The following is a 12078-nucleotide window of genomic DNA, read 5'->3' as shown; positions in this document are numbered from 1 at the left end:
CATTCGAATCATTAGCTGAAGTTGCAAAAGGACCAGCAAATAAAGTCTTTATTCCGTCTAATGCAATTGAAACACTTGGTACTCTTGGGGCAATTGGAGAAATATTTAAAGAAAAACAAGCGAAGAAACTACCTTCAAATGATACAGAAAAAGAACAATAAAAGTGAGGAAGAGAAATGGGATACCATTTCTCTTTTTTGTGCGTATATTCCGAAAAGCTTGTACATATCCATGTATAAAGAAGGTGATGCAGTGAAAAAGTATGCAACTCGAATACATGGGAAGAAACTAATTTCGTTACTCCTTTTATATGCGCTAATAGTAATTATAATAGCGTCGATTTTGACGTCACTTTTACATACAATGAAATCGAATTATGCAAATCAATGGTTTGGAAAAGTATCGATGCAAGGTTTTGTTCAAATGATAGAAAGTGAGAATCGCTATTACGGATTTGATTATTTTAAGCAGAATAAAAGAGAGTCAGTTGGGAATTTAATGTTCTCTATTGCGACAGATTTGAAAATTAAAGATTTAAGAACATTCGTCGGTAAAGAAGTACCTGGTATGTCAAAGTATTATTCTAATATTATCGTAGCTGGGGAAGGGACAAACTTGACGAATATCCCAAATGAATCTAGTGTACCGATTGAAGAAGTAACGAAAGAGCGGGAAGTAGCAAAAGATAAAGTTACAGAAGCGGAAAAGAATAATCCGGTTCAGAAAAAGAACGGAGCGAAAAAAGGTGAAAGTGCAGTATATATTTATCATACACATAGCTGGGAATCCTTCTTTCCATTATTACCAGGGGCAACTGATCCATCTAGCCCAGATGTAAATGTGTCCTTACTAGGAAAACGTATGAAGGAACAACTTGAGGGGCAAGGAATTCCAGTAATTCACGATAAAACGAATATGGGTGATTTATTAGCGAGTAAAAAGTGGGTATGGTATCAGTCATATAAAGCATCTCATGAATATGTAAAAGGAGCATTAGCACAAAATAATAAAATTGCGTTTCCGATTGATATACATCGTGATGATCAGCGTAAGAAGGTAACAACAAAAGTAATTAACGGGAAATCGTATGCAAGATTATATTTTATTATTGGGATGGAAAATGAAGGCCGTGCTGAAAATGAAAAAATTGCAAGAGCCATCAATAGTTATTTAGATGAAAACTATTACGGTTTAAGTAGAGGGATTTTTCCAAAGTATAAAAAAGATGGAAATGGCGTTTATAACCAAGATTTATCGAAAAATGCGATGTTAATTGAAGTTGGTGGTGTTGATAATACGTTAGATGAATTATATAACACAATTGATGTGTTAACAGAAGCGTTTAGTAAATATTATTGGAATGATGCGGAAAAAGTGAATGGATGAGGGACGGGAGACCGTTCCTTTTTTATTTTGAAATCTTAAAATGTGATATAATGGAATTTTATGAATGTTAAATAAAGGGAGAGAGAAACATGCAAATACTACTAATACGCCACGGAGAATCAGAAGCTGATATTTTACATGTACATGAAGGCCGTGCTGATTTTGAGTTGACTGACAAAGGGAGACAACAAGTACAAAGACTTGTACAGAAAGTGAAAAAAGATTTTTCACCAGATTTCATTTGGGCAAGTACATTAAAACGCGCTCGTGAAACGGGTGAAACATTAGCAGAAGCAATTGGTTGTCCAATTCAATTAGAAGAGGAATTAATGGAGTTTAATAATGGAATACAAGCTGGCTTATCATTTGAAGAAGCAAAGAAATATCCAGAGCCAAAATTTCTTCATGACCGTTTTGAAAACGGAGAGTCATTTATTGAGTTTCGAATGAGAATAGAAGGGATTTTTTCTAAAATTGTGACAGAGAATACATATAATCGAATTGCGATTGTTGCCCATGGAGGCGTAATTAATAGTCTATTACGTGCATTTTTCAATATGCCAATTTCAATGGACTACTATTTCAAAATGGGAGATACGGGAATAAGTTTAATTGAAATTGAGGGTGAACAAAAAACGGTACATTTCATTAATGATACGAATCATTTGGACGGGATGTAAAGACTTATGTACAAAGTTGCATTTTTTGATGTTGACGGTACGCTTTTAAGCGAGATTGATAGAAGTATGCACGAAAGTACAAAAGAAGCGGTACAAAGATTAATAGATAAGGGGATTCACGTAGTTGTTACAACTGGAAGACCATATAGTTTATGCTCACAATTTAAGGAACTAGGCATAAATACGTTTATTTCAGCAAATGGTGCACATATAAAATGTGGGGAAGAAGTTATACATAAATCAGTACTTTCAAGCGAAATCGTTCATGATATTTCAAATTTTGCTGAATTACATGGTCACAGTGTTTCTTATTTTACAGAAGAATTTGCAATGAATAATATTGCCTCCAAAGATGAACGTGTCATACGAGCGTTAAATGAAACTTTAAATTTAGAGCGGTATCCTGACAAAGTTAAAAACTTGTCAGATGAGATGTATTGCATATGTCTGTATGCTGATGAAACAGAAGCTCAAAAATTCATTGAAAGGTATCCAGCACTTACGTTTGACCGTTTTCATGGTTACGTTATGAATGTATTGGAAGATAGTAAAGTATCGAAGCTAACTGCAATTCAAAAAGTATTGGAACATTTAAATATTAGTAAATCAGAAGCCATTGCTTTTGGTGATGGTGGAAATGATATTGAGATGTTGCAGTATGTAGGATTAGGAGTTGCGATGGGAGATGGTGGAGAGGAGCTGAAGAGAAGGGCTGATCTCGTTACAACGAAGGCGAGTGAAGGCGGAATTTCTTATGCCTTAAAGAAGTTACGCATTATTTAAAACTAATAGCTAGTCAGTGTGAAAAATCCTGTTTTAATAATAGGATTTTTTGTTTAACAATGTGCTTGCAATAAAAGGAAAAATATGAGTATAATGAGAAAGTAATTAGGTAAGCTAATTATTTAATGAGAAAGGAGAGTGAAGATGAATGGATTCAAGAAAAGATTCTCTTCCTTTAGGGATTGAGCCGTACGCAGAGTTAATCAAAAAGACAGCATCAGCGGAAACGGATCCAATCGCAGCAAAACTTGGTTTGTTAATGTTATGGACGTCTGATAATGTTCTTGATGCGGTTGACGTAGATTTAGCTCCGCTTGGTATTTCAGAGAGTAAATTAGATTTTTTACTATTGTTTATTTTGCGTGAAATGGAAGCGAATGGGGAAGAGGTGAACATGAGTCCTTCGGATATTGCGAGTCGATTAGGGATTACACGTGCTTCTGTCACTGGCTTATTAGATTGGATGGAGAAACGAGAGTTAATCGTAAGATTCCACCATTCTGAAGATCGAAGAAGATTAAAGGTGAAAATTACTCCGAAAGGAAAAGAACTAGTTACACATTCTTTACCAACTTTTTGGTTATCTTGCGCTTCGTTAGTTGATGGCTTTAATCAAGAAGAGCGTCAAGTTTTAGAAAAGCTATTAAATAAAATGCAAGAAACTATGCAGGTGAAATTAGGAGAAGGTAGGTAAATAAGTTGATTATGAAGATCAACTTATTTATTTGGACGTATAATTAGTTTGCCTTATTATATGCTTAACTAACTTTATGAACGGTGATAATTTTTGCTATGTAATTAAAATAAATAAGAGTTAAAGGAATGCTATTTTAGTAATTTAGAGAGTTTAAACTAATAAAAACAAATCGTAATAAGGGAGAGAGTTTATGATGGAAATAGGAAAGGAAGTAAATAGTGAAAAGAATTATACAATAATGACAGCTGTATTATGTTGGTCGGGTATGGTAGTTATGTCTAGCTTATATGTAACACTACCTTTAATCTCTCTATTTTCAAACATTTTTAATACGTCATTAGCACAATCGGCAGCTACAGGAAGTATATTTTCTGTTGGCTTTGCTATAGGGTGTTTGTTATTTGGGGCAATTTCTGATAAATATGGACGAAAAAAAGTGATTTTTATTGGATTGCTTGCACTGTCGATTGTTTCTTTTTGCTTAGGGTTTGTAGATAGTTTATTTTGGCTTGTTATTTTTAGAGGTATACAAGGGATAGCGGCAGCTACATTTTCTCCAGTAGCGCTAGCCTACGTTGTAGAAATGTTCCCAGTAGAAAGAAGGGTTACAACAATAGGATTTGTTAGTACTGGTTTTTTAGTAGCTGGAATTGTAGGGCAGGTAATAAGTACTGCTGTTAGTCAGCATTTTGGATGGCATATGGTTTTCTTTCTTCTTAGCATTGTCTATATAAGTACTGCTATATGGGTTTATTATTCTCTTCCGAAAGGAGAGACGTCTCAATCCTATACTGATATTTTGGGGCCAATTAAACAGATGGGTAAAGTTTTTACAAATAAAAGCTTAGTATTAAGCTATATAATTGCATTTGTTTTATTAATGGCTTTTGTTAATATGTATACTGTTTTAGGGAATTATTTGAGCTCTCCTACTTACAATTTAACTGCAGAACAAATTCTTTATTTTCGCTTAGCGGGGCTATTTGGTATGTTGCTGTCACCGCTTGCAGGTCGTTTAACAAAGAGGTTTGAAGTAAGAAAAGTTCTTCAGGGAGGATTGTTGATCGCTATTTTCAGTCTAAGTTCAATGGGCTTTGTTTCGTATCTATCTCTACTTGTAATGATGAGTGTCTGTTTTGTAATAGGTATTGCTATATCCGTTCCGTCTTTAGTTTCTCTTGTAGGTCAATTAGGAGGGAAAGCGAGGGGAATAGCAGTATCTATTTATACTTTTATTTTATTTTTAGGTACTAGTATAGGACCTATCATTTCTATTTATCTTATGAAAATAGGAGGGTATGCTCAAACATTTATTTTATTAGGAATGATACTTTTTATTGGTTTTGTAGCTTCTCTATTTATAATTAATGAATGAGTGGAAAATCACTCAAATAAAGGAATGCGAGGATCTTTCATATGCTCACATAATAAAAGATGAATTTGTCCACGATGATGATAAAAGTGTGCAACGATTTCAAGTAACCATTCAAAGCGCGAATAAGAAATACCCCAATAGGCAGTCATAACTTCTGCTAATTCTATTTGGGAGTAGGAAAGAAATGTTTTAGAGAGAAGGTTGTATCCTTCAATCGTCGTTTGTTGCATGTGAGCAACTGTTACGGGCTTATGTTCTATATAAAAGGTATGTAATTCTTTTTCTGGAATACCATTTAAAATGAGCAAATCAGCATGACAAATAAGAGAAAGATGTATACACATTTCAAATAATGATCGTTTTGAGTGAATCGGTTGTATTTTTAAATCGTTTTCAATATATTGGTTAAGCATATAAATAGAAGTATCAATAGCAACTTTTAGTTGATGTAATGCAGATTGAACAAACATTGTAATTCTCCTCGTCTCCGTATATAATAGTTTCTTGAGGATATTATATCATACTCAAAATTCCGAAAATTCTAGTAGTTTGACTAGCATAATGAAAAGTATTATATTGTAAAAGGTCATATGAAACGTGAAATAGAATGGAATGCAATTATTGAGTTAGGAGTTAGACCAATGAGTTTGAAATATGGAAGAGATACAATTGTAGAAATTGACTTAAATGCTGTAAAACATAATGTAAAAGAATTTAAAAAACATGTAAATGATGAAGAAATTAAGATGATGGCTGCTGTAAAAGCGAATGGGTATGGCCATGGGGCAGTTGAAGTTGCCAAAGCTGCAATTGAAGCTGGAATAAATCAACTTGCAGTTGCATTTGTAGATGAAGCAATAGAATTAAGAGAAGCAGGAATTACTGTGCCGATTTTAATTTTAGGATACACACCAGTAGCGGCTGTAGAAGATGTAATTCAATATGACGTTATGATGACTGTTTATAGAGTAGAAGATTTACATGGTATAAATGAAATTGCAAACCGTCTTCAAAAGAAAGTACAAATTCAAGTGAAAATTGATACAGGAATGAGTCGTATCGGTTTACAAGAAGAAGAAGTTAAGCCATTTTTAGAAGAATTAAACCGTATGGAGTATGTAGAAGTAGTAGGGATATTTACGCATTACTCTACGGCAGATGAAATCGATAAATCATATACGAATATGCAAACAAGTTTATTTGAAAAAGCGGTTAATACAGCGAAGGAATTAGGAATTCAAATACCATATATTCATAGTTCAAATAGTGCGGGATCAATGGAATTAAGTAACACATTTCAAAATATGGTACGCGTTGGTATAGGAGTGTACGGTATGTATCCATCAAAAGAAGTGGATCATTCAGTCGTTTCTTTACAGCCTGCGTTGTCGTTAAAGTCAAAAGTAGCTCATATTAAACATGCGAAGAAAAATCGTGGTGTAAGTTATGGGAATACGTATGTAACAACTGGTGAAGAATGGATTGCGACTGTACCAATTGGTTATGCTGATGGTTATAATCGTCAATTATCTAATAAAGGCTATGCGTTAATTAACGGGGTTCGAGTACCTGTAATTGGCCGTGTTTGTATGGATCAGTTAATGTTGGATGTTTCAAAAGCGATGCCAGTACAAGTAGGAGATGAAGTAGTATTCTACGGTAAACAAGGTGAAGAAAATATCGCAGTAGAAGAAATAGCGGATATGTTAAGTACAATAAACTATGAAGTTACATGTATGCTAGATAGAAGAATTCCGCGTGTCTATAAAGAAAATGACGAAACAACTGCAGTTGTAAATATATTAAGAAAAAACTGAATCATTTTGATTCAGTTTTTTTATTTTTGGCAAGTGAAAAATGCTCTATTTGTACCGTGGAATTGAATGTTCTTAAAACCTATGGATTCCAATGAAGAAATTATTTCTTCATTGGAATAACAAGCTTCTTCAAAAGAAAAGTCACTTCTTGTCCAATTATTATCTATGTCATGTTGAAATAGTATAAAGTTCATTTCTGCTTTTTTATTTTCATTATTATATGTAGAATCAATCGTACAAACATATTCTTTCTCTGAAATATGAAACGAAGCACTCCAGTTTTCAAGAAAACCTTTTTCCATATTCATATCAAATGCGAATATACCCTCGTTATGTAATACGGAGTAAACGTTGTGAAACACACTTTTTAGTTCATCTAAATTCATAATATGGTTTAAACTATCACTGGCAGAGATGACGTAGTGGAATTGCTCATTTATATTGAAATAGCGAGCGTCATCGACGATAAAGGTTGCATCTGGCGCATTTTTACGTGCATACTCAATCATTTGAGTAGAACCATCTATACCAGTTACTACAAAATTATTATCAAGTAGTTTCCTAGTAAGATGACCAGTCCCACAACAAAGGTCTAAAATATGAGAACGTGGTTGTGCATATTGTAAAACGAGTTTTTCAAAAGCTAGATAGGAGTGTTCGGCAAAATGTCCCCAATGTTTATTATAAATAGATGCGAAAATATCATAATCAGAATAAATAAGTTTTTTAGACATAAATATTCTCAGTGCTATCCATTAAATTATAATAGTCATGCTTCGTTTTAATTTTAAAACCACATTGTGTATATAGTTTTAAAGCATGGTTATTTTTCGTTTCGACGTCTAATTCAATTGTTGAAGCTCCTTCTGTAATAAGGGTATGTACCATATAACTAAGAATATCTTTTCCATATCCTTTACCTTGATAGGAAGGGTGGACAGCGAATCCTGATAATATAGTAGAATGATCTTGCTCAGTAACTGTAATTGTTCCAATAGCTTTTTCGTTAATAAGAGCACTGTAAACTTTATGAGAAGGTGAAGTCATCATTTTTTGTAACCATGTAGCCGTATTTTCTACTGAATCACCAAAAGCTTTACTAGAAATTTCAATAAGATCAAGAAGTGATTCTGAAGTTGCAAGAGTAAGCTGTATATTATTATCTGTTGTTTTTTGAATTTCGTTTGTTTTGAACTCCATACTATATTCACTATATAAATATGGTAACTTCATATGTTTTACAAATTCATTCCCAGAAATAGAATCCCCATTAATAATAAGAAGAGCTTCATCTGTCTCTCTATTTTGTATTTCTTTCATTGCAGTTTGTAAAAGGATAGTTCCGAAACGTTGTTTTCTAAAATGAGGATGTACAAAGCCTATTAGTTCAAGCTTTGTTGGTCTTTCGAAATCATACATATTTAAAGCGCCAATTAATTGAGTGCCGTTATAAAGAAGAAAATCGTTTATATAATCTTCATTTCGATTTTTTAAAAAGTTGATATGTAAATCTGAAGAGTAATCAAGGTTGTCTTGTTGTCCGCAAATATAAGCTAAATCCTTCATTTGCTGTATTTCACTTTCTGTTACAGAACGCTTTTTCTGAATATCCATTGTATACTCCCTCTCATTTGTATTTAAAAATAGGATGGGTGACTTAACCATTCCTTTAATTCCACACTACCTTGCACAGATAACAGTCGGTATAAATAACGATATGGTTGTCTACATTCTTCAAGATGAGGAATAGGCATAATTGTTTCGTAACCACTTTTAAAGGCATGTGCTTCTTTTTCGGTAAGTACATATTCTAGTCCGATAAAATCAAACTCTCGCGGGGCAACCGCGTAAGCTTCAGTATCTACTAAACCCGTAATAGTTGTACCGTCATATAAAAATTGGGTAGGGTCCATATCAAGTAAGACGAGTGTAGCTTCTTTTGGTACGGACAGGGAAGAAAGCTGTGATTCAAAGGTAGGAAATGCATTTTGTATGCTTTCATCATCGGAATAAAACATATTCATAAGCTCTTTACTCACGTTTAAAATATGTGATTGGAATTCATCTAGTGGAATTTGGAACGTGCCTGACGGATTTCCTATGAAATCGGCTTTAAACTTATGTATTTCTGCAAGTCCTTTTCCTAGGCTGAATAAAATAGAATCTGGTTGCTCGATAAAAGATTGAACTGTGTTACCTACTAATTTTTCGGCAACAACGAATTCTCGGTCATTTAAAATATGTTTTTCTAATATTGTTGGGATAGGAAGATTAGTATGTTCTTGTAGCAATGTATGTACCGTTTCTAAATGATGTACATTCCTCGGATCAATTCCAAATAGATTTTTACATCCCCACCAAAAATCATTATTTGGTTCTTCATACATTTTAGAAGCACGAACGATAACTTCTTTATCTTCTGTTCGGACGAGAAAAACATCGCTTGCATGATCTTCATAACCTGGGTGCAAGGCTTGAACGGATAGAATAAGGGAATTGAATAGTTGTTGTAACATGAAAAGGCTCCTTTTTCTGTAAATTCTATAAATTTATTATATAACAGATGATGTGTTATGGGGATAAAGATAAAAGGATTGAAATCATAGTTATATTTATAGTCAAAACTCATTAAAAATATTATATTTCTCCATTTTTGTATGAATTGTCAAAAAATAAAAGTGATAATATTTGAATGTAAAGCTTGTATCTTTAAAGCTATGAAGAGTAAAAGTAGAATTAAGCATTCATTTATCGCGCTATTCGCTGTGCAGTAAGACCCCCACCTCAAAATTCAGTGAAAGCAAAGAAGTTAGGGGGAGCGGGATGTCCGTAAAATCTCGATTGGTGAGGGCTGATAATCAGTGAGGGATGAACAAAACCCCTATTGATTAAAGTTTTACTTTATAAAATTGTGAATCACAATAATGTAGACTATAGAAAATATTTCTCAATAATAAAATGAAGAGAAAAGCATGAAGAAGTAGAATGCATTCATTTATAATAGACTTAAATTAATTAATATAATTAATTGTTAACTTTATTATATTAACTGGATAGGAGAGAATATTATGGCAAATGTACTCGTAATAAATTTCCCTGGGGAAGGTCATATTAATCCGACTTTAGCTATTGTAAGTGAGTTAATCCAGCGAGGAGAAACAGTTGTTTCGTATTGTATTGAAGATTATAGAAAGAAGATTGAAGCAACAGGTGCGGAATTCCGAGTGTTTGAGAATTTTCTCTCTCAAATTAATATTATGGAACGAGTAAATGAAGGCGGGAGCCCTTTGACGATGCTATCTCATATGATTGAAGCATCAGAGCGTATTGTTACTCAAATTGTAGAAGAAACAAAAGAGGAAAAATACGATTATTTAATATATGATAATCATTTTCCAGTAGGACGTATTATAGCGAATATTTTACAATTACCAAGCGTTTCATCTTGTACAACGTTTGCTGTTAATCAGTACATTAATTTTCATGATGGGCAGGAATCGAGACAAGTAGATGAAATGAATCCATTATATCAATCTTGTTTAGCGGGAATGGAAAGATGGAATAAGCAGTATGGAATGAAATGTAATAGTATGTATGATATTATGAACCATCCTGGTGATATTACGATTGTATATACTTCAAAAGAATATCAGCCGCGTTCAGATGTATTTGAGGAATCGTATAAATTTGTCGGTCCATCAATTGCTACTCGAAAAGAAGTGGCGAGTTTTCCTACTGAAGATTTAAAAAATGAAAAAGTAATTTTCATTTCTATGGGAACAGTTTTTAATGAACAACCTGATCTGTATGAAAAGTGTTTTGAAGCGTTTAAAGATGTAGATGCGACAGTCGTATTAGTCGTTGGTAAGAAGATAAATATAAGTCAATTTGAAAATATCCCGAAAAACTTTAAGTTGTATAATTATGTCCCGCAATTAGAAGTTTTACAGCATGCTGATGTATTCGTGACACATGGTGGTATGAATAGTTCGAGTGAAGCGTTATATTACGGTGTTCCATTAGTTGTAATTCCGGTAACAGGAGATCAGCCATTCGTTGCAAAACGATTGACTGAAGTAGGGGCAGGCATAAGACTTAATCGTAACGAGTTAACTTCTGAATTGTTACGTGAGACTGTAATGAAAGTAATGGATGATGTGACGTTTAAGGGAAATAGTCGTAAAGTGGGAGAGTCGCTTAGAAATGCTGGTGGATATCAAAGGGCAGTTGAGGAAATACTTGAATTAAAAATGAAGCCGTACGTAAAGATTAAATAGATGTTAAAAACACACTTACTTTTAATTTGTAAGTGTGTTTCTAGTATTACGCGTTACATGTGTTACATAAAAATAGCGATAAAGGTGAAACTTTTATGTATATAAATCGATACCTTTGAATTAGTAGTAAAATTACGTTAAAATAATACTAAGAAAATATATAAGTTTTGGGGGTAATGAATGAAGAAAGTATTTGAATACGTATTATTAACAATTGGCTCAATTATAGTAGCAGGTTCATTAGAGCTTATTTTAGCACCTAATGGATTAGTAGATGGCGGGGTAACGGCTATTGCTATTATGGCAAATAAAGTTGCAGGATTGCCACTTTATGGCGTTTTCTTAGGAATTAATATCCCAATTTTATTATTTACTGCAAAAGTAATGGGAAAGAAATTTTTTATCCGTACATCTTATGCGAATGTAGTTACAACACTCGGATTAATTTATTTAAAACCATTTCCAGCAATTACGACTTCTGAGTTATTAATTGTACTTTATGGTGGAGTGCTGTTCGGAATTGGTGTTGGAATTGTTGTTAAAATGGGTGGAGCAATTGACGGTTCGGAAATGTTAGCAGTTTGGATGAATAAACACTTTAATGTACCGATTAGTACATTTTTACTTGCAGTAAATGCAGTTATTTTCATCTTTGTTGCCATTTTATTTTCAATCGAACAAGCGATGTTCTCATTAGCAATTTTCTATATTGTTACGAAGATGATTGATTTTATATTAGATGGGATTAATCAAGGTAAGAGCGTTATGATTATTTCTGGTAAGAATAAAGAAATAGGCGATTTACTTATGAAAGAATTGCAACTATCTGTTACGTATCTACATGGAGAAGGTGGTTTTTTAGGGGAGCATAAGAGAATCATTTATTGTATTACAAACCGATTCATTTATCCGAAAATGAAAGATCTCGTTCTCTCTGTAGATCCAACCGCTATAATTGAAGCTTCCTATTCAACAGAAACGACTGGTGTGAAACGTCCGGGAAGGAAAGCTAGGTCGGGTGAATAACTAGAAGAAGGCTGTCCAAAAAGTTATTTTGGAACAG

12 protein-coding genes and 1 pseudogene are annotated in these 12078 nt (G+C 33.4%); 9 read left to right on the top strand and 4 right to left on the bottom strand.

Annotated features, from left to right (window positions below):
* The 6 genes and pseudogenes from MR170_RS12265 to MR170_RS12240 form a co-directional block, all read left to right on the top strand.
* A pseudogene (locus tag MR170_RS12265) lies at positions 1 to 161 on the top strand (SPFH domain-containing protein); the annotation flags it as partial.
* Complete coding sequence (gene spoIIP / locus MR170_RS12260) at positions 139 to 1386, top strand: stage II sporulation protein P (protein WP_016081934.1); 1248 nt, start codon at positions 139 to 141, stop codon at positions 1384 to 1386. The pseudogene MR170_RS12265 and the gene spoIIP, both read left to right, overlap by 23 nt.
* 89 nt (positions 1387 to 1475) lie before the next feature.
* Positions 1476 to 2066 (top strand): histidine phosphatase family protein, encoded by a 591-nt coding sequence (locus MR170_RS12255; RefSeq protein ID WP_016081933.1) that lies wholly within the window; start codon positions 1476 to 1478, stop codon positions 2064 to 2066.
* Between the two features lie 6 nt (positions 2067 to 2072).
* Entirely contained in the window at positions 2073 to 2849 is a 777-nt protein-coding gene (locus tag MR170_RS12250) for a Cof-type HAD-IIB family hydrolase (protein WP_242308339.1), read from the top strand.
* A 148-nt stretch (positions 2850 to 2997) separates the two neighbouring features.
* Positions 2998 to 3543 carry a MarR family winged helix-turn-helix transcriptional regulator gene (locus MR170_RS12245; protein ID WP_226605899.1) on the top strand — a complete coding sequence of 182 codons (546 nt, stop codon included), beginning with the start codon at positions 2998 to 3000 and terminating at the stop codon, positions 3541 to 3543.
* 196 nt (positions 3544 to 3739) lie between these two features.
* Positions 3740 to 4921: an MFS transporter gene (locus tag MR170_RS12240; RefSeq protein WP_226605897.1), complete on the top strand. Its 1182-nt coding sequence runs from the start codon at positions 3740 to 3742 to the stop codon at positions 4919 to 4921.
* A gap of 8 nt (positions 4922 to 4929) precedes the next feature.
* On the opposite strand, the gene MR170_RS12235 is transcribed toward MR170_RS12240, so the two are convergent.
* Positions 4930 to 5391: a DinB family protein gene (locus MR170_RS12235; protein WP_242308337.1), complete on the bottom strand. Its 462-nt coding sequence runs from the start codon at positions 5389 to 5391 to the stop codon at positions 4930 to 4932.
* A 171-nt stretch (positions 5392 to 5562) separates the two neighbouring features.
* On the opposite strand from MR170_RS12235, the gene alr reads away from it, so the two are divergent.
* Positions 5563 to 6738 carry an alanine racemase gene (gene alr, locus MR170_RS12230; RefSeq protein ID WP_242308343.1) on the top strand — a complete coding sequence of 392 codons (1176 nt, stop codon included), beginning with the start codon at positions 5563 to 5565 and terminating at the stop codon, positions 6736 to 6738.
* Between the two features lie 20 nt (positions 6739 to 6758).
* Here alr and MR170_RS12225 read toward each other — a convergent pair whose 3' ends face one another.
* Genes MR170_RS12225 through MR170_RS12215 form a run of 3 tightly spaced genes read right to left on the bottom strand, consistent with a single transcriptional unit; the run spans position 6759 to position 9254 of the window.
* The gene (locus tag MR170_RS12225; RefSeq protein ID WP_048565047.1) at positions 6759 to 7472 is read right to left on the bottom strand and encodes a class I SAM-dependent methyltransferase; all 714 of its coding nucleotides are present in this window, start codon (positions 7470 to 7472) and stop codon (positions 6759 to 6761) included.
* Entirely contained in the window at positions 7465 to 8352 is an 888-nt protein-coding gene (locus MR170_RS12220; RefSeq protein WP_242308335.1) for a GNAT family N-acetyltransferase, read from the bottom strand. The genes MR170_RS12225 and MR170_RS12220 overlap by 8 nt, the downstream gene beginning before the upstream one ends.
* 23 nt (positions 8353 to 8375) lie before the next feature.
* Positions 8376 to 9254 (bottom strand): protein kinase family protein, encoded by an 879-nt coding sequence (locus MR170_RS12215; RefSeq protein ID WP_050843353.1) that lies wholly within the window; start codon positions 9252 to 9254, stop codon positions 8376 to 8378.
* A gap of 552 nt (positions 9255 to 9806) precedes the next feature.
* Here MR170_RS12215 and MR170_RS12210 point away from each other — a divergent pair.
* Both MR170_RS12210 and MR170_RS12205 read left to right on the top strand, forming a co-directional pair.
* Positions 9807 to 11015 carry a macrolide family glycosyltransferase gene (locus tag MR170_RS12210; protein ID WP_016081924.1) on the top strand — a complete coding sequence of 403 codons (1209 nt, stop codon included), beginning with the start codon at positions 9807 to 9809 and terminating at the stop codon, positions 11013 to 11015.
* Between the two features lie 180 nt (positions 11016 to 11195).
* Positions 11196 to 12041, top strand: a complete 846-nt coding sequence (locus MR170_RS12205; RefSeq protein ID WP_000755126.1) for a YitT family protein — start codon at positions 11196 to 11198, stop codon at positions 12039 to 12041.
* The last annotated feature ends 37 nt before the right edge of the window (positions 12042 to 12078 follow it).

The organism is Bacillus cereus group sp. BfR-BA-01524 (assembly GCF_022662595.1).
In the GTDB taxonomy this organism is placed as follows: Bacteria; Bacillota; Bacilli; order Bacillales; family Bacillaceae_G; genus Bacillus_A; species Bacillus_A thuringiensis_S.
This window is presented reverse-complemented; position numbering and strand designations above follow the sequence as displayed.

Coding starts and splice junctions, on each gene's coding strand:
- spoIIP (WP_016081934.1), top strand. CDS start 139: ATGATACAGAAAAAGAACAATAAAAGTGAGGAAGAGAAATGGGATACC.
- MR170_RS12255 (WP_016081933.1), top strand. CDS start 1,476: ATGCAAATACTACTAATACGCCACGGAGAATCAGAAGCTGATATTTTA.
- MR170_RS12250 (WP_242308339.1), top strand. CDS start 2,073: ATGTACAAAGTTGCATTTTTTGATGTTGACGGTACGCTTTTAAGCGAG.
- MR170_RS12245 (WP_226605899.1), top strand. CDS start 2,998: ATGGATTCAAGAAAAGATTCTCTTCCTTTAGGGATTGAGCCGTACGCA.
- MR170_RS12240 (WP_226605897.1), top strand. CDS start 3,740: ATGGAAATAGGAAAGGAAGTAAATAGTGAAAAGAATTATACAATAATG.
- MR170_RS12235 (WP_242308337.1), bottom strand. CDS start 5,391: ATGTTTGTTCAATCTGCATTACATCAACTAAAAGTTGCTATTGATACT.
- alr (WP_242308343.1), top strand. CDS start 5,563: ATGAGTTTGAAATATGGAAGAGATACAATTGTAGAAATTGACTTAAAT.
- MR170_RS12225 (WP_048565047.1), bottom strand. CDS start 7,472: ATGTCTAAAAAACTTATTTATTCTGATTATGATATTTTCGCATCTATT.
- MR170_RS12220 (WP_242308335.1), bottom strand. CDS start 8,352: ATGGATATTCAGAAAAAGCGTTCTGTAACAGAAAGTGAAATACAGCAA.
- MR170_RS12215 (WP_050843353.1), bottom strand. CDS start 9,254: ATGTTACAACAACTATTCAATTCCCTTATTCTATCCGTTCAAGCCTTG.
- MR170_RS12210 (WP_016081924.1), top strand. CDS start 9,807: ATGGCAAATGTACTCGTAATAAATTTCCCTGGGGAAGGTCATATTAAT.
- MR170_RS12205 (WP_000755126.1), top strand. CDS start 11,196: ATGAAGAAAGTATTTGAATACGTATTATTAACAATTGGCTCAATTATA.